Source organism: Verruconatronum alginivorum, from assembly GCF_056590205.1.
The window spans coordinates 877,525-895,805 of record NZ_JBWPVQ010000001.1 but is presented as its reverse complement, the minus strand read 5'-3'; the positions used below and the strand labels follow the sequence as shown (position 1 = coordinate 895,805).

At 57.1% G+C, this 18,281-nt stretch carries 15 protein-coding genes; 10 read left to right on the top strand and 5 right to left on the bottom strand.

Annotation, left to right across the window (positions count from 1 at the left end; translation table 11 throughout):
• Positions 1-114 precede the first annotated feature (114 nt).
• The 8 genes from ACWUI2_RS02990 (at position 115) to ACWUI2_RS02955 (ending at position 9,661) form a co-directional block, all read left to right on the top strand.
• The gene (locus ACWUI2_RS02990) at positions 115-1,272 is read left to right on the top strand and encodes a hypothetical protein (protein WP_486981382.1); all 1,158 of its coding nucleotides are present in this window, start codon (positions 115-117) and stop codon (positions 1,270-1,272) included.
• A gap of 142 nt (positions 1,273-1,414) precedes the next feature.
• On the top strand, positions 1,415-3,862 hold the full coding sequence (locus ACWUI2_RS02985) for an FG-GAP repeat domain-containing protein (RefSeq protein WP_486981381.1): 2,448 nt from the start codon (positions 1,415-1,417) through the stop codon (positions 3,860-3,862).
• Positions 3,863-3,868: 6 nt separating this feature from the next.
• Complete coding sequence (locus ACWUI2_RS02980) at positions 3,869-5,596, top strand: sialidase family protein (RefSeq protein WP_486981380.1); 1,728 nt, start codon at positions 3,869-3,871, stop codon at positions 5,594-5,596.
• Between the two features lie 187 nt (positions 5,597-5,783).
• Positions 5,784-6,434, top strand: a complete 651-nt coding sequence (locus tag ACWUI2_RS02975) for a type II secretion system protein (protein ID WP_486981379.1) — start codon at positions 5,784-5,786, stop codon at positions 6,432-6,434.
• 11 nt (positions 6,435-6,445) lie between these two features.
• Positions 6,446-7,126 (top strand): type II secretion system protein, encoded by a 681-nt coding sequence (locus ACWUI2_RS02970; protein ID WP_486981378.1) that lies wholly within the window; start codon positions 6,446-6,448, stop codon positions 7,124-7,126.
• Positions 7,127-7,153: 27 nt separating this feature from the next.
• Positions 7,154-7,912, top strand: a complete 759-nt coding sequence (locus ACWUI2_RS02965; protein ID WP_486981377.1) for an RraA family protein — start codon at positions 7,154-7,156, stop codon at positions 7,910-7,912.
• Between the two features lie 152 nt (positions 7,913-8,064).
• On the top strand, positions 8,065-9,192 hold the full coding sequence (locus tag ACWUI2_RS02960) for an exo-alpha-sialidase (RefSeq protein WP_486981376.1): 1,128 nt from the start codon (positions 8,065-8,067) through the stop codon (positions 9,190-9,192).
• Positions 9,193-9,235: 43 nt separating this feature from the next.
• The gene (locus ACWUI2_RS02955; protein WP_486981375.1) at positions 9,236-9,661 is read left to right on the top strand and encodes a hypothetical protein; all 426 of its coding nucleotides are present in this window, start codon (positions 9,236-9,238) and stop codon (positions 9,659-9,661) included.
• Positions 9,662-9,946: 285 nt separating this feature from the next.
• Here ACWUI2_RS02955 and ACWUI2_RS02950 read toward each other — a convergent pair whose 3' ends face one another.
• The 5 genes from ACWUI2_RS02950 to ACWUI2_RS02930 form a co-directional block, all read right to left on the bottom strand.
• Positions 9,947-10,336: a type II toxin-antitoxin system VapC family toxin gene (locus tag ACWUI2_RS02950; RefSeq protein WP_486981374.1), complete on the bottom strand. Its 390-nt coding sequence runs from the start codon at positions 10,334-10,336 to the stop codon at positions 9,947-9,949.
• On the bottom strand, positions 10,333-10,572 hold the full coding sequence (locus tag ACWUI2_RS02945; protein ID WP_486981373.1) for a type II toxin-antitoxin system Phd/YefM family antitoxin: 240 nt from the start codon (positions 10,570-10,572) through the stop codon (positions 10,333-10,335). Before ACWUI2_RS02945 ends, ACWUI2_RS02950 begins: the two co-directional genes overlap by 4 nt.
• 1,090 nt (positions 10,573-11,662) lie before the next feature.
• On the bottom strand, positions 11,663-13,549 hold the full coding sequence (locus tag ACWUI2_RS02940; RefSeq protein ID WP_486981372.1) for a sialidase family protein: 1,887 nt from the start codon (positions 13,547-13,549) through the stop codon (positions 11,663-11,665).
• Positions 13,550-13,679: 130 nt separating this feature from the next.
• On the bottom strand, positions 13,680-14,294 hold the full coding sequence (locus ACWUI2_RS02935; protein ID WP_486981371.1) for a GDSL-type esterase/lipase family protein: 615 nt from the start codon (positions 14,292-14,294) through the stop codon (positions 13,680-13,682).
• Positions 14,295-14,616: 322 nt separating this feature from the next.
• Positions 14,617-15,786: a sialidase family protein gene (locus ACWUI2_RS02930; RefSeq protein WP_486981370.1), complete on the bottom strand. Its 1,170-nt coding sequence runs from the start codon at positions 15,784-15,786 to the stop codon at positions 14,617-14,619.
• Positions 15,787-16,170: 384 nt separating this feature from the next.
• On the opposite strand from ACWUI2_RS02930, the gene ACWUI2_RS02925 reads away from it, so the two are divergent.
• Together ACWUI2_RS02925 and ACWUI2_RS02920 are read left to right on the top strand one after the other, a co-directional pair.
• A complete protein-coding gene (locus ACWUI2_RS02925; protein WP_486981369.1) occupies positions 16,171-17,220 on the top strand; it encodes a dihydrodipicolinate synthase family protein in 1,050 nt (349 codons plus the stop codon).
• A 132-nt stretch (positions 17,221-17,352) separates the two neighbouring features.
• Positions 17,353-18,159 carry a hypothetical protein gene (locus ACWUI2_RS02920; RefSeq protein ID WP_486981368.1) on the top strand — a complete coding sequence of 269 codons (807 nt, stop codon included), beginning with the start codon at positions 17,353-17,355 and terminating at the stop codon, positions 18,157-18,159.
• The last annotated feature ends 122 nt before the right edge of the window (positions 18,160-18,281 follow it).

Here is an 18,281-nt window from a genome sequence, read left to right as displayed (position 1 = left end):
CCAGCCATTTTCCCTGCAACCCCCGTCACCTGCGATAAAAGAAGCGGTTGGAACTTTTAAAGTAACACGAAATCAATCGAACCATTCAGTGGTTAACCAATCCAAGGAATAAATATGAAAAACCGATACCTCACCCTTCCCCTCTTGCTTGTAACGCTGGTCCTGCCGGGCCTTTCGGCGACAGAAATTCCGCCGCTGATTTTGGAGGATTTCAATGACACCGACACCGGGACTATCCCGTCGAGTGCAATCGTGATCATTGGTGCCAACAGTGACATTCGGGTGGTTGACCAGTTTTCCACCCCCGCTCATCCGTATGACGAGAGTGAAAATAAAAGTCTTTATGTTCGAACACCGGACCCCGGGCATAGCCACGTCCGCTTTGAAGGGGCACAGCCGAATTACGGGCTGGTCCGTGGGACGGCCACGTTGGTTTTTCACCCCGATTCATCAGACACCCGTTCCTTCTTTCGCATCGCCGATTTTGCCGTAACGCAAAACCTAGCAGGCGACTGGGTGGCTACGCTGGGTACCGACGGTTGGGCGGCTCAGCTTCAGTTCGGGACGGGTGGGCGGCTATTCGTGAGTTCCGGCGCAGTTGCCGGATCCCTAGCCACCCAGAAATGGATTGTCGGCGAGGCTAACGTCCTCGTCGTGCACTTCGATATCGAAACGCAAAAATACTCTCTGACGTTGAACGACGAAGAAGTCTCCGTGACGGTTTCAGGCGTGACGAATACGGAATTCGACTTCGTTGGGCCACAGGTAAAGACGATCTCTTATGCCAACTTACAAGTGAGTGCGGTGCCTAACGGAGGCAATCTGTTTTACGACTTACTCCACATTGAAGGCGAATGGGTCGAGCTGACCGGCATCGATGCGTGGCGGGCGGAACACTTCGAGACTTTCAACGCTCGCCGCAACAACTCTGATCCAGATGGAGATGGTGTTCGAAATCTTGTGGAATACGCTTTGGGAGGAAATCCTAATATCGCTGATCGGTCGATCCTTCCGGAACCGGAAGTCGACGGAGATGACCTTCTTCTCAGTTTTAACCGGCCGATCGGATTGGAAGACGTGAGCTACAATTTCGAATTTTCAACCGATCTTGAAGACTGGTCTGCAGGCGAAGGGATTATCACGGTCGAAGCACCGGTCGATAACGAGGATGGCACTGAATTTGTCCAGGTGCGTGCCATCGGGGTACTGACGAATGGGGCGCGTGGATTTTTGCGACTCGCGGTAGAGGAAGTTGTCGGATCGGAAGAGTAACCCCCAGTGAGGATCCAGGAAGTTTTCTCAGGTGAATTTCAGCGCAAAGGTTTGAGCCATCGTGACTAGGCGCGATGTGCTCAGCCGTCAGGGCGACCGGCGGCAAAAGCACAAAGCTTCTGGAAGTGGGGATTGGTAGATTATGATGAATATATTTCCTGGTAATTGGATAGGTGTTGCCTCAGCGGCCCTGTGGGTCGGCGCGATTACGCCAGGCGTCGTCGGTCAGACGGCGGGAAGTGTCCTTCCGCCGCCTTGGACGGGCGAAGGAACTCACCGTCTGTTGGTCGAGGTTGAGGCGCTCTCTCTTGAGGGAAGGGAGAGCGATGAATTGCCGGCCGAGGTGGAAATCGATTTCGTGGAGCTTCTAAACCGGAGCGGGATCGACGGAAAGGCGGACATCGCCTCGGTGCAGGTGATGCGCTACGATCGTGCCACGCGGAAGCCGGTGGGATACGGGGATTACGCGTATTCAAGATCTGATTACGACCGGCCGTTCCGGTGGTATGACGCGGCGATTCCGTATGATTTCCCCGAGTTCATGGGATCGATCAGCGCCACCAAAGAGCCGCGGCCTAAAAATCGGGTGCGAGCCGGCTACTTCTATAACATCGTGGGGGATTGGGAACGCGGGCGCCTGGCGTGGACTCATACCCAGGAGGGCAGCGAGGCGTCGCTGTATTATGTTTATTTCAACATTTTACCTCCGGAGGCCGAAGTGAACGAAGCGCCTCCAAGGGGCTGGATCGGGGATGGCATGGCGCGGTTTGATGAGATAGGGACCGGGACCACCGGGGTCGGCCACACTCGGGTCGCGGTGACGGATTGGAATGGAAACGGGCTGCCCGACATCGTGTATGGCGAGAGCTATGGGAAACTCTTCCTGATGCCAAATCGAGGGGACGCGAATCAGCCGGATTATCCGGTGCATCGGATGATTTTTGATTTTGAGGATATGCCGATCGATGTGGGCATGTCATCGGCGCCATTGCTGGTCGATTGGACGGGCAACGGGGTTGAAGACTTGTTGATCGGTTCGCATTGGAACGTGATCGCTTTCTTCCGTAACATTGGCAGCAATACCGACCGGCGCTACAAATTCGAAGGATTTGTCGAAGTGGATGGAGAGCCGTTGGAGGTGCCTTGGGAACCGGTCGTCGGGCGGCCGGCAGGAGCCTTTATCCGGGATTATTATCCGGTGATGGAGGCCGTCGATTGGACTGGAAACGGGGAGATTGACCTCCTGGCCGGGGGGTACGTGACCGGTCGTATTTTTCTTTATGAGAGTACGGGCCGCGACGAGAACGGACTCCCGATTCTGGTGAGCCGCGGGCCCTTGCGCGACGCGGAGGGAGAGATCATCAATGTGGGGGATTGGTGCGCCGCTCCAACGGTGGCTGATTTCACCGGGAACGGGCTCCCGGATCTGATATCCGGCAGTCAGCCGATGACGCCCGAGTCGTTGCGGGCTGGCAAACCGCTGCGATTCTTTGAGAACGTGGGGGAGATTGGGGCGCCGAAGTTGGTCGAGCGGGAGTTTCCCTCGGAAGGACGTATGCCGACGATGCGGCTTTCATCCCCCCGGGCGGTCGATTGGAATGGCGATGGGCTGTATGACCTGGTGGTCAGCTCCAACTTGAATATTTATCTCTTCGAAAACATCGGGACGGCCGAGGCGCCCCGGTTCCGTGTGGATAAAGGACCGCTCCCGGCGAAATGGGGACTCTCGCAGATTCCCGCCCAACAATTCATGGATTGGAATGGCAATGGCCTTCCGGATGCCGTCTCCGCTTACAGTGTTCTTCTGAATTCGGGAAAGGGGAATCCGTATCATTTCATGGAGCGCGTCAACGTCTTGCCCCCGGGTGAACGGATAGCCCATCCGTCGGGTATTGGGGACGATTGGTTCTGGCCGCGGCTGTATGATTTCAACCGTAACGGCAAGCATGACGTTCTATTCGGGGATTGGTGGGGGCATGTTCGGCTGCACCGGAACTTGAGCGCCAATGGAGAAATTCGTTTCGATATGGATGGTGAGAAACTGGTGACGACCGACGGCTTGCCGATCAAGGTCGGCCCGATTGATGAACCTGAAGACAGCTTCAGGGCGTTGCAAGGAGCCCGGACGGTATTCAGTGCGGCCGATTTCACGGGAAACGGACTCACGGATCTGGCGGTCGGCGATACCTACGGGGTGGTCCGCTTCTTCAAAAACGCGGGAACTGCCGACGCGCCCGTCTTTGAACCGGCGGTGGTCGTGGGTGACCTCGGCCAACGACTCCTGGTCGACGCCGCCGATTGGAATGGAAACGGGTTGCCGGACATCATCGCGGGATCCTCGAACGGTCGGGTGCGGGTTTTTCTGAATACAGGCAAAGAGGGAAAAGAACGATTTGGGGAGGGATTCGATCCCGAACTCCCTCCTTTGGTCCAACCTCGGGTGGTGATGGTCGATCTCAATGGAGATGGCGACCAGGATCTCTTTGTTCCCAGCACCCAGGGATCGGTCTGGATTGAACGTTCCTTCCTGCAGCACGGCTATGCGCAAGGACGGATCGTTCGGCTGGAAACCCGTACGGAGACAGAATAGAAGATCATGAGGACATCCAAGTTGGGGACGAACGCCGCGATGCTGTTCGCCGGTTGGTTTTCGCTTCTATGTATGACTGTGGCCCTTGTCGGCGGAACGGTGTTCGAGCCGCAGGTGGTCGGGCCATCCCCGGCTAATGAGGCGGATATCGTTCGTCTGCCGGATGGAACGCTGCAAATTTATTACATGATCATGGGAGAGCGGGTGGAGTCGATCCATTCGGCGGACGGCGGGCGGACGTGGACCGAACCTCGGACCGAATTTGAAATGAAAGGGAAGCGGAGCCACCACGCCTGCCGAACCTTGATCGACTCCGAGGGAGAAGCCCATGTTTTCTTCGTCGTGCATGATGACGAGCATCGGGAGATGCGGGGAGGCCGGGCGCTGGACGTATGGCATAATCGAACCCGGAACGGCAGAACTGAATGGGAGGAGGCCAAACGCGTTTTCGAGGGATACGTTGGGGCGATCCGGGGAGCGGCTCAGATGCCAGACGGGCGGATTGTGGTTCCCTTTGCCGTCTGGAATGAGAGTGAGCCTGACCGCCGGTCGGGACCTTCGGGAACCGGTTCGAATTTCGGGACCAGTATTCACTCCGACGACGGTGGGAAAACCTTTCAGCGGTCGCCATCGATTCTCAGCGCACCGGTTATTCCAAATTACAATGGAAGCAATTACGGGGCGGTGGAGCCGTGCATCGAAGTTTTGGGTGACGGCCGCGCCTGGCTCCTCCACCGGACCCAGATGGGCTTTCTATACCAGTCTTTCTCCGATGATGGAATTGATTGGACTGAAGCGGAACCGACGCGATTCCACTCCTCCAACTCGCCGGCCGCCGCCTTGAGGCTGGACGACGGGCGGTTGCTCGTTGTCTGGAACAATGCCCAAATGCCGCCTCGCCGGCCTGATGGAGGAATGCTGTATGGCGGGCGGGATACTTTGCATGCGGCGATCAGCGAGGATCGGGGAGAAACCTGGCGCGGCTTCCGGGAAATTTATCTCGATCCGACCCGTCACCAGGATCCGCCCGCGACCGGGGACCGGGGCACCGCCTACCCAAACATTGCCCAGGCCGCGGAAGGGCATGTCGTCGTCGTGACCGGGCAAAACGAACGCCACCGCTCGATTGTTCTGTTTCATCCCGATTGGCTGCTCGAAGCCGAACATACGGAAGACTTCAGTCGGGGAGCCGATGGGATCAGCTCGTTTAAGGAACACGGGGAAGCCTACCGGATTTTTTTGCCCCGGGAGTTTGGGCCGGCTCTGGAGGAGGACGAGCAGTTTTCGGGAGGCCGGGCGCTACGGGTGCGGCGAAACGACGGACGGGCTCCGGATTGTCTGGTTTGGAATTTTCCGGCTGGAGCCAAAGGAAGGGTGACCGTTCGGATGATGCCGGGCGAAGGGGCTGAAGGAACGGTCCTTTCGCTGACGGACCGGTTCTACAACCCGAACGATCTGACTGCAGAGCAAGAAGCGAACTTTGTTTTCGAGGTCGACGCTGGGCAGTGGATCGGGGAAGCTCGCTTGTTGTCCAAACAGTGGAACGACCTTGTGATTGAATTCGACACGGAAGCCGGGTCGGCGACGGTATCGTTGAATGGCGAGGTGGCCCGGGAATTCCCGATGAAAAACAGCTCGAACCACGGACCAAGTTACCTTCGGATCCGTTCGAACGCCCCGGAAATCGATGGGGAAGGGGTGCTTATCGACCGGTTGGAGGCGCAACTTCGGTAGGACTGGATTAACGGGATCTGGTCAACCTTTTTTACCGCATTCCGGATGTTGTCTTGGATCAGAATGGATGCATGCTGATGAAAGATCATCTAATATTCGACTCGAAATTGGGTCAGTGGTGGTTCCGTTCTTCGGTGACCGACCAGGTTTGAGTTCTTTATTATAACCCATTTACAACCAGATAATAATGAAATCAAAGCAAGCGTTTACCTTAATTGAGTTATTGACGGTTATCGCGATTATCGGAATTCTGGCGGCAGTTTTGATTCCGGTGTTGGGGACGGTCCGGGAAAAAGCACGGGGAGCCTCCTGTCTCGGAAATCTGCGGCAAATCGGATTGGCTGTTCATATGCAGGCGGCCGACAATGGAGACCGGCTGTTCGCGGTATTGGCGACAAACCATCCCGATTTCGTGGATGGGACCAACTGGATCTCCCATATTTATCGTTATGCCGACGAGCCCGATCTCTTTCGGTGCCCGTCCACTCCCGCTCCCCGCGAATTGCAAGAGCGATCCTACCGGTTCAACAATACCGCCGCTCCCGGGGTTGGGAATCTGTATGACCGGCCGATCAGCACCGTCATGGAAATGGCCCAAACGATTGTGGTTTTCGATATTTTACATGCCGGGGCTGTGGCCAACAGCCGGTTGGAGCTCTTCGGAGTAGGGAACTCCCACTGGCATCGAGGAAACGACACGAATCGGTCCGAGGCGATGCTCACCAATTATCCGCGGGGGCACAATGACGATCACAGCGCGGTGAACCTCCTCTTTGCGGATGGTCATGTTGAATATGCGAGATATCCGCTCCCAGACAACTGGTATTATCCTTATTGAACTTAAAATTTATGAAAGAGAAAATTATGAAACGACTTCATCGGCAGAGCTCGAATGGATTCACTCTGATTGAACTTTTGACCGTCATCGCCATCATTGGAATTCTCGCCGCGATCTTAATTCCGGTGGTGGCTACGGTCCGCGAAAATGCCCGGCGGGCCGCCTGCACCAGTAACCTCCGGCAAATCGGTCTGGCGGTGCATATGGCTACCAGTGAAAACGGCGATCGTTTTTTTAATTACCTGGCTCATATTGATTCCTCGTTTTCGAATCAGAATTGGGTTTTTCATGTGTACCCATATGTCCAGGACCCCGGGATTTTTCGGTGTCCCTCCACTCCCGCTCCGCCGGATCTTCAGGAGCGTTCGTACCGGTTCAACAATACGCCTTCGACGGACGGGAGTGGCAACCTTTACGACAGACCGATGACTGCGATCGAGGCGACGCAAACGATTATGCTGTTTGATACGTTGATGGACGGGGACCAGGTGTCGGGACGGCTTGAGTTGTTTACGGTGAGTAACTCCCATTGGAGTCGAAGCAATGACATAAGTACCAACGCGCAACTCCTCTGGAGAGTTCCTCGCGCCCATAATTCCGACAATAGCTCGGTCAATCTGCTATTTGTCGACGGTCACGTTGAATATGCTAAATATCCGCTTCGGAATGAATGGTATTACCCCAATATGTAAGGGGTTGCATAATTAAGCATCGTAAACATGGCACTGAATACCTCGCATGCGATGGTCGGTACGGACGTTCTCGAAACGCTGAGAAAATACGACTCGCCAACCGTCAGCAACGTATTGGAACTGTTTGATATTCGCCCCCACGACGTCGGATACCTTCGACCGGGGATCAGAAACCTGAGCCTTCCCCCGGGTAATCGGGTGGTTGGTTACGCCTCCACCGCCACTTTCAGATCATCCAGGCCTGCGGAGGACGAGCGGATGCCTGCCGGACTGCTCCGGCACCTCGAAGCCATGAACGAGTTACCCATCCCGCGGATCGTGGTCTTTCAGGATTTGGATGAACCGTGCCGGTCCGCCGGATTCGGCGAATTGATGGCCCGAGTGTACCAGAATTTTGAAGTCCAAGGGATCATTTCGAACGGGGCCGCGCGCGATTTGGATGCGATTCGTGCCATTGGCCTCGGGGTGTGGGCGCGTAATACCTGCGTTTCCCATGGTTATGGGCGCATCCTCGATGTCCATACCAAAGTCCAGATCGGGCCAACGGTGATTCGTCCGGGCGACTTGATCCATGCCGACGAGAATGGCGTCGTGCAGATCCCTCTGGAGGTGGCCGCGGAGGTGGCATCGCTTTGCGGTCCATGGGTGGAAGCCGAGCAAACGTATCTGGCCGAGATCGGTCAATTGTCGGATCCTGCCATCGTTGCCAAGGCATTGAGCAATCTACAGGCGGCGATTCGAGACATGCGGCCCCGGGTCTCCAGCTCGGCCCCGGAACTTGCCTGAGGCCACGATGACACTTGACCTCGCCATCGTGCGGACGAATTGGCGGGCGACTCTTTGAGAATAGTCGAATATTTGATTTTATGCACAACATGGAAATGAAAAGAATGTTTGGTGGAGGACGCTTACCCAAGTCATTGGGATATGCAGCAGGCATGGCTTTAGCCATCTGCCTGGTCGCTACCGCAGGAACTCAATTGGCGGCCGGACCGCTTTCGATCGAAGGGCGATCGATTGTATTCAATTATCCCCACACCGATCCTTACGATCGCGGGAATCTTTACGGGTTCAACCATGCTCCCAGTGTGACGGCGTTGCCAGACGGTCGATTGCTGGCCGCCTGGTTTTCGGGGCCCTATGAAGCCTCGGTTCACCAGGTGATCCTCGGGGCCTTCTCGGAAGATGGAGGGGAAACCTGGTCGCGTGCGCGGGAGTTGCACAACACCCCGCGAACCTCGGATTTTGATCCGGCCTTTATCGTGAACGAGGAGCGAACGTTTCTCTTCTCATCGGCCGGCCGCTGGCACCGGTATCCATTTGTCGGAATGCGGGAGGTCGAGCGCGAACTCGTGGGCGTCGATTCGTTCCGGGTTTCCGGAAGATATAGCGATGACCACGGCACCACCTGGTCGGAATCCCGGCAACTGATCGAGGAGACCGGCTTCGGTTGCCGCAGCAATGGAATCGTCCTTTCGACAGGCGAGTTCATCCTGCCGATCCACACGTTCACCGCTCCCCATACCGCTGGCGTTTTGATTTCGGAGGACCAAGGCGAAACATGGGAGCGATCCGGATCGGTCGAAACCCCTGGTAGCGCTGGTGCCGCCGAGCCCGCCGTGGCGGAGTTATCCGATGGCCGTCTGATGATGGTGGTCCGCTCGCGCGATGGAAACCTCTGGCGTTCTTATTCAGACGATCAAGGTCGAACCTGGTCTGACGTTGATAAAACCGGGCTTTCGGCCGCTGCCGCGTCGCATAGTCTGCTTCGCACCCGGGGAGGAAAGATCGTGCTGACCCATAATCCTTCTCCGCCCCCGCATCGGAACCCAATGGCAATGCGAATTTCCGCCGATGACGGAGCCACTTGGTCCGAGCCTGTGGTTTTGGCGGAGGTGATTCTTCCTGAAGAGGGGGAAGCGGACTGGTCGAGGCAGGTTTCGTATCCCTCGGTGACTCAACGGGAGGATGGTGCGTTGGTTGCGGTCTGGACTCGAATCGCTATGTCAGGAGTCGAGCAGTCGGGTACGATTGAATCGGCGGTAGTTCGGGTGGAGGGGGAGTAGTCGGACTGGTTAGCTGTTTTTACCCGCACGCCCCGATTGCGGCGTGGCTCTGGATGCTCCATTCTCGGTGAATCTCGACGTCCGGGGAGTTTCTCTCCTGACCGAGAGCGTGAATGGTTACACCGGCACCAGTGTTTTTTCTTATCCTGGTGCGCCGACCTCGATCAGCGAGGTCGTTTTACGGGCGGGTGGCATTGTCGGTGACACTCAGATCTTTTTCGACGACCTGGCGCTAATTCCGGAACCTGCCACGGCTGCCCTGGTGGCGGGCGTCGCGGTCCTGGGGTACCTACTTCCGTCGCCGGCGCTGAATCCCGGGGCCGTCCTGCCCGAACCGGCCACGTCGGTTTGTATCACCGGTCGAAGAAACTCGATTCCAGCATCTTTCCGCCGAATGCCCTGGCGGGTCGATCCAACAGGGGAGCGAAAGGAGTTCCGATGCCGGGCTTGTTATTACGGTCCAAATTAAGACGGACCATTTTTGCCAAATTGCCGTCGTAGGATTTGCGGGGGATTGCCGGTTCATCGGAAGTATTTGTTGCCGTTAGCAGGCACGGAAAATTGCGTGGGTTCTGCAATTGGTCCGCGATCTTCCCAAGCCGCCGAAAAATACTTCAAGAAGCTTGTTGGGACAGAACTCTGGGAAATTCGTGCCGTGTTTGGCGGCTGAGCCCGTCGAGCTCCTGAAAATGCTCTCATGGACCCCTTACGTGATCTCGGGCTCCCCATTTGCCTACGCCCGAGAGGCATGGAGCTACCACCCGGCCCTCACGTGGGGGTATTCGTGCAATTTCCCATCGGTGGTCAGTAAGAGAAGCCGTTCCAGCCTGGCCGTGGCGGTGAGCACGCGGTCCGCCGGGTCCGCGTGAAAGTCGCCAGGCAGGGAATACGCCTCCTCCATAATATCGAGGCTCAGGGGCAGAACCTGCCACCCGTTCTCCTCTACGGCCTGACGAAACCACGTCTTCCAATGACAGGGTAAAGTGATCCGGCCCCGCTCCTGAAGGCAGGCCAGTTCCGCCGCCGATATAACCGAAACGCTCACCTCCCGAGCTTCGGAAATCAACCGCCGTGTGGTTTCCCGCACGCAATCGGCGTTCTGGCTCAGGAACAATATAGCGCACGTATCCAACAGGATATTCACTTGTGCATCTCCCAGGTATTTTCGTCGATTGCCGGTTCGGTCAAGTCTCCGTGAACCTCCACGGTGCCTTTCGCCCATCCGATTCGCGTCCGATGCCGCCGCTCCCCGGCGGCAACGTCTCTCGAAGGAACTATCCTTGCCACAGGGACATTCCGTTTGCAGAGAATGACCTCTCCTCCCTTCTCCACCTCATCCACCAAAGCGGACAGCTTGGTCTTCGCCTCGCTAACATTCATCGACTTCATAGTCCACAACTAGACCATGTTTACGACTATGTCAATGACCCGCAGCAGGGCGATTGGTTTGGGGGAACAGTCGGGGGTCAGCCCTCAAGACGCGCTTCCTGTGCGTGCGGCTGGCCCAATTACCGCGGAAAGATTGGGAGTCGAAGAGCCCGCCCTGAGCCCGCGGAAGAGCCCCTGCCCTGAGCCCGTCGAAGGGGCTCCTGAAAATGCTCTCATGGACCCGTTGCATGATCTCGGTTGGATGCGAATATACTCCAATACTAGGCCTGACCCCTCGGCGAACCCCTGACACAAGTGTTAGAATGCGTGGACTGACCCCTTTCCTCCGCGTTTATAGCGATGACCCCATGACTTCATCGATTCTCCCCAGATCCGCGCCTCGGGGTCGCCCAACTGTCAAGAGTCAAGACCTGACGTCTTCCGTCCGCTCTGACGTCTTCCGTCCGCTCTAAGAGTCAAGACCTGACGTCTTCCGTCCGCTCTACTTTTGTGAATTTGCGTGGACTGACCCCTTCTCCGGACCCGAAGCGAAGCCTACGGATCAACCGGGAAAGATAAAGACGAAATCCGGGACTTTTCACAGAAGCCAACATCCGGGCTGCGCCCGGGGAACAATATGGAATCAAACATCCTCGCCACTGGGAGGGATGGCATCCTGCCGTCCGCCGTCGGCGTCGTTGCAGGATAAGGTCGGCTGGAAGCCAACCCTCCGATTTAGCCCTGCAACCCGCATGAACAGTGAGGATAAACGTCTCTTCGTTCGCGTCCCGCGAAACGCCCGACGGCCAAATCGCCCGGTAGGAATGCTAAAACGACCGGTAGGAACCACCGAACGACCGGTAGGAACGCCTGAACGACTGGTAGGAACGACCGGTAGGAACAACGGAATGAGGGGGTAGGGGAATAAAAAGGGGCCGGAGATGCGTTTTTAGCGCGGATTGCCGCTGATGGTGGAAACCCGGCAGGGTGCTCTTCCGGGACGGGTCGATCAAGGCGTGGCTTCATCGCTACGGGAATCGTATTGGCGTTTGCATGCCTCGGTATTGCCGTCGTGGGCGAAACCCGGGCTCGCCGGTCTGCATCACTGGTCGAAGAAACTCGATTCCAGCATCTTTCCGCCGAATGCCCTGGCCCAAAGATAGATTTCCCCGGGACGGGTTTCAACCAAGAGAGGATAGGCCAGGGCGGCGAAATCCTGCCGTCCGGCGACGATGACCACCGGGTCCGTCCAGCTCTTGCCATCGTCCTCTGAAAACATGATTGAGAGCTCGCGGTTAAAGCGGCTGGTTGCTTGTTCCCCCCAATACCAGCTGACCCCGGCCATGTTGACCAATTCATCCCGCCCGTCGTATCCAGCCGGGTAAAACCGGTTCCAAGCCAGGAGCAACCGGCCGCTGGCCAACCGGATCAGGGCGGGCGGATAACCCCCGGCGGAAATATCGGTGGGCGTCGGGTCTTCCCAGGAAAGACCGCCGTCGAAGGAACGCGACTGCCAAAACACCCCGAGGCTGGTCCGCCCCAGGAGCCAAATTGATCCGTCGTTCAACTCCGCGATGGCCGATTCATACATGCCATCGTGAAGACCCCGGCCGATTCCATTGTCGATCACCGACTGTTGGTACGACCGCCCATCGTCTATCGAGGTGTAAACGGTGGTGACGTGGCGTTCGTGTTCGACGTCCCAGGCTTGGATGGAAACGACGACATTGCCCTCGCTGGTCACGATGATATCGCGCATCGCTCCGCAGTAGGCGTCCTGGATCACATGGGCGTCGCGCCACGTCCTGCCGCCGTCTTCGCTTCGCACCGCATAGACGACGCTGCGGGCTTCCTCGCTGAGAAACCGGCCATCCCGGTATTCCAATTTCACAAAGGCGGAGCGGTCCTGCACGATATGGACCAAGGTGCCTTTCGGGGTGACCGCCAGCAGACCGCCACCGAGGACAAGGTTCGGGCGATGCGGGTCTCGTTCACCCCGGTGACGCGCCGCCCACTCCTCGCCGTCGACGCTCTCGAAAAGCGTGTCGCCGCGCAACGAGAGCATGACGCCATCCGGATCGACCGCTTGCGGGCGGGGCTGGAGGGAGATCTCGCGGATCCGTGGATCGAGGATCAGCGGCGAGGGTTTCTCGATCCCGTATATCTCGCGCAAGCCGGCTTCCAACTGAAGACGTTCCGCCTCCTCCAGGGCCCGATCGAACACCAGCACTTCGTGGATCATTCCCTTCCAGGGGAGGGTGCCCGCGCCATCGGCGGCCCCAATGGCCCAACCGGCGGAGGTGCGGAGAATCTCCGCCGGGATCGGACGATCCAGTTCGGGAAGATCGTTGCTGATCGATTCGTTGTAAACGAAAAGGCTGGCCGGGGAGGGCGCCGACGTATCGATGACCGCTGTCAGGATATTTGGATACTGGACGGCGAGCGTGCGGTTGACCCCGCTGTTTCGGGCCGTGCGGGCGTCGACCCCGGCGTTGAGAAGAAGCCCGTTTTCGTCGCCGATGCCGAGCATGGCGGCGTTGTTTTGGGTAATCACATGGCGGTCGTTGAAACCGAGAACCATTCCCGGCAAGTTGTCGAGGTAGCCGCCGTTCCCGATCACCCCCATTTGACGGAGCGGGTGCTCCTCGACGGTTTCAAAGATCGCGATGATCGTCATGGCGAGCGCCCCGGATTCCGTCTCCAGCCGGTCGAGTTCGAGGCGGTGCAGCCATTCGTCACCAGTGAATGCGATTCCGCGGAGTCCACCATGATTGTCGGAGACCGGATGCGGCCGCCTCTTCAGAATCTTCTGGGAGAAATGATTGTTCGCTCCGCTTCGATCACGCCACACCGCAACCCGACCCTCATCATCGAGTTCCATCGTATCGGAGGCATTGCCGTCGAGCCAAAGTAAACATCCGTCGAGAGCGGACGGATCGAAGCCTCCTCGCGCGAAAAGCGCGGAAGCGAGCATCATGAGAAGAGCCATTTTAGTTCCGGAATAAACCCGACGGCTCGCGAAATTTTCATTGGGAGAGAGGAATCGCATATACCGATGTTCAGGACCGGCATCATCCGATGCAATTCGATCTCAGGGGTAAACAACCTTTACCGGTGGTTTACGGTTGGTTCGATTCAAGCAGGTGGATACGCACCTGTTCCGCGATCATCCGCGCACCGTTCTTGTCCGGGTGAACTTTGTCAGGGTAATGTTGAGGATCGGCCAGAGGGAGATGTGATTGTAGATCAATGACAGCCAAACCCTCACTCGCCGCGATTTCACGAATCGTCGGGGCAATCTCGTCGCGCAAATGAATCATCCGGTCATCGTCGCGCCCCGGCATCAAAGGCGGAGGTGTCCCCAGAATCACTCGGGGATTTGACGGCAGTCGGAGGAAATGGTCGATCAATTCCGCTAGCCCCGCAGCGAATTGAGCTCGCAGATGCGGTGGGGCCGCCGCGTCGTTGGTCCCGAGGATCAAGACCACGATATCCGGTTCGAATTCGCTCGCTGCCGAAAACTCCGGGACACTCCAATAGGTTCGCCCGTGTTCTCGGCGGGCGACTGTTCCGTTGTGACCAAAGTTACGAACCTCCCACTTGGCTCCCAGCATCGTGCCAAGTTGCTCCGGGTAACTTTGCCCGGCCCGGCCCTTGGTGATGCTGTCTCCGACGCACGCCACCCGGCCGGGTCTGTCGCTCCCGAATGCAACCTCTCCTCGGATCGAGGTCACGGATAGCAGTAGCGCGGTAATCAATAATAAGACGCCCCGCGTAGGCGGACGAGGATGATGTGGGGATCCGATTTTCATTCAATAGGCGACGCGCTCCATTGCGCACTCCCAAAATCCTGTTCGGTGCCGCGAAAAGAGGAAGTTCATTCGACTGGTCAATTTCCCGGACAGGTCGACTGGTAATAAGGGAAACAGGCATTTTTGCCTGTTCACGGACAGGAATGTCCGTGCCACGTGAAGCAGGCGTTTCTGTCTGTTCTCTGGAGTTTGGTTCTTGTCAAATCAAGCGGTCTGCCTTGAAACGAACCGCTTTCGAACTCCCTCAGGGACTGCCTCTACCTGATTGAACCTCCGCTTCGCCCATCACGACTGACTCCGCGACGACTAGAAGGGTGGAACGGCTGGGCAGGGTGATTAATAGGCGTTTCCCGGGAAGACCGGTGATCGTTGAGTGGACGACGCGGGTTTTTTGAGGGACCTGGCGGACGAAATCGTGAATCACATGCCAGGAGTCAGGCCCCGTTCCCATTCCGGCAATTGATTGGGTGTCGTATCCGATCGGCGAGCCCCAACGTTTGGTCTCGGGACTATCGGGATTGGCGGGATTGTAGGCCACGGTCACGCGCCCACTTGGAAGATTTACCACATTACAGGGGCCGCCGCAGGTCAAGTCCGGCACCGGAAGCGCCGTTCCCCAGGTGAGTCCGCCATCGTTCGAAATCGCGTGATAGAATTCGCCCACGACGGTTCGTATCATCATGAGGAGACTCCCATCGTCCATCTCCGCCACACTCGGCTCCAGGGACCCTTGGCTCAAATTGGCAGAAAGAGGCCATGAAGTTTCCGGTCTTCCGATATCGATCGAGGTCGAGGTTTGCCAGGTCTGTCCTCCGTCATTGGATACGAGGCACAGCGCGGTAAAATGTCGAACGTCCCGGTAATCACAAACAGGAACGACGATATGACCTGCCCGGGTTTCAATGGCCCCTTGCAGCATGCCGACATATCCTTCGTAGATGCAGCGAGGAGTATCCCAGGATTCCCCACCGTCTCCGCTTCGGACCGCCCAGAGATTGTTGATCGAATTATTTGGATTGGGGGGGTCGTAGCGGATTAATCCATAAAAGAATACCCAAAGATCTCCCGTCTTGGTCTGGACAACCGCCGGGCGATGAATCCGGACACCCTCAGATTGATCTGTCCGGACGGTCAATGGCAGAGTCCACGACGTTCCCTCATCATCCGAATAGGAAATGCGGCATTCGTTCTGATGCGCGTAGGCCATCAGTAAGCGCCCGTCCTGAAGGAGGATGATGTGTCCCGAACCGAGCCACCCAGGCAAAGGTCGATCCGTACCTGCCAGGACCGGTTCCTTCACGTCGAACTCCTTTCGTAATTCAAAGGGGTCCCCCACTCGTGGGGTGATGAATCGATATTCCGCCGCCGCAGCCGGAAGCCCGTCGACTGCCGAATTGCTTCCAATTCCAATCACTCCGACCAGTGAGATGAACCAACGTGAAAAGCGCGGATTCCGTGGGCGCCACCGCCCCTTCAGATCTTTTGTTTGGAGATTTCGTCGCAACATTTCAAAATGGAATCCGTTGCTTTGCTTTTAAATGCAAATCAAAACCGAATGCCAGGACGGACACGACGGACGCCTTTGGGATTTCGCGAGGCCAATGACGGCGGCCGAACCGTGCAGTTTCCTGGGATCGGGGCGGAGGGAAGCCGGTTGGCAAGGCGGATCTGGTAACCTGTTTTTACCCCCTGGTGAATCTTTCCAATTGAAGGGAGATGGGAGATTCTGAGTTTGGGGCGGTTAGCTGCCCCGATCGCTTTCGCATCGGAAAAATCGGTCCTGCCAGTATTCACAATTATGAGTCAAAATCTTCCACCTGAACCACTCACTGTGTCGAGTAACGGACGGCGGCAATTCTTGAAATGGGTAATGGCGGGCGCGTTTTCAGCATGTCTTCCCGCGACCGGATGGGGGCGTGCCGACGCGGTCAACGGCAGGGGACGGACCGCTACGGCTACTGCGATTTACCAACGGCTATACGGTCCCCAAGCCGCCATTACGGTTCCTTTCAAGGAAAACTATGAGGTCGATTACGATGCGTTGCGCAACTGGACCGAATTCATGTGCGACCGGGATGAACCGCCAATCTTGTTCTTCACTTATGGAGACGGGGAAATCGATGTCCTGAGCGAGGAGGAGATCGAACGCATCAACCTGACCGTTCTGCAGCAGGCGAAGGGGCGGGCACTGGTGGTCGGAGCGACCGGGCCCTGGTGGACCGGTCGGATGGTCGAGTTCGTGAAACGGATGGAGGATGCCGGGCTCGAGGCGATCAACCTGCATTTCAGTCACCGGATCGTGCAGGAGCCGCAATTGGTTTCTGCTTACGAGCGAATCACGGAGGAGACTTCGATTCCGTTGGTTATTTATGATAGCAATCTGCCAACCGCCACCATCAAGAAACTGGCGACGTTCCCGCAAGTCGCGGGGGTGAAATCGCATGCCGGATTGTATCCGTTCTACGACCAGGTGCGAAAGACCCGAGAAACCGATTTTGCGGTCTTGGGAGCCGGTCAGATGAAGCAATACCTGTACGGCGCGCAGCTCGGATCGCCTGGGTATCTCTGTCCGATCGCGCCGGTCGCGCCGGGGGTCAGCCAACGGTTTTACCGGGCGGTCCGGGCCGGGAACTGGGATACGGCGCGCGATATCGTTTTCGAGTATGAGGAGCCGTTATTGAAGGCGACGGTTCCGATGGGGTATCCGCAAGGGTATAAGGCGATGTTGTATTTGGCCGGGCATTACCCGACTCCGTTTGTGCGGCCTCCCCGAATCAGCCCGACCGCCGAGCAGTTGGAGGAATTGCGGACGTTTCTGCGGGGGAAAAAGATCATCGCGGACGATTGATCCGTGGACTGCCCGAATTGGGTGGAAAGGTGATTTTACCAGCTCATATCCTTTGCCGCATTTTCCCATACGATCATCATCTTCAAAAGCAACCCGAATCCGGGTGGCTCAATCAACTCCAAATCAACCACTATGAATGTCTCTCCCAACTTATCATCTCTGCTGACAATCGCCAGCGCCATCCTTCTGATATCGGGCAGTCAGGCGTCTGCCCTGGTGCTTGAAAATTTTCAGAATGACACTCCAGGCGAGGCTCCGGCGGGTGCCACGGTCATTCTCGGAACCGATGGCCAGGTAACGGTCGCCGGCTCGGGCACAACTCCTGCTGATCCCTTTGGGATTGGGGGCAACCAGAGCCTTTACTTCAATCAACCAGGGACTGGTTTCTCTCAGGCGACGTTCGCCGGATCTCCGGGAGTGGTGTCCGGAACAGTGGTGCTCCAATTCTTTCCAGCGTGGAGCGATGGGAATGATGTCCGGGCGATCGTGCGGCTCCAGGATTCGGTGACTGCGACCGATTGGGGGCCATGGTTCCAGGTAAGTGCTGGAAATCGCATGCATGTCATTGATGGTGCCACTCTCCGGCGAACCACTACCGCTACAAATTGGGTACGGAATGAGATCAACGAGGTTACGCTCATGTTCGACGGAGTCTCCCGGACATATTCCGGCACCCTTAACGGGGTATCATTCCAGACCGAGGATGCAGCGGGCTATGTCGGGACGAGTGTTTTTGCCTACGCGGGCACTCCATCTTCAATCAGCGAGATCGTCCTTCGGGTTGGCGGAATTGCGGGGAACACCCAGATCTTTTTTGATGACTTGGCTGTTATTCCGGAGCCCGGAATGACATCACTTGCACTCGGGGTAGCCGTTTTGGGGCTTCTTTGTTTCCGTGGCCGCCAGCGCTTTTGGCGCTCGACTTCAGGCATGTCATGAACGATGCCGATCCCGAGATTGTGTCTCGCGATGCCAATGCAGTTCCTTGTTTCGGGCCGAGTGTATTGCCGGGAATAACGCTTGCCTCGATCTTTCTGCTGATGGGCCCCTTGCAGGTATGC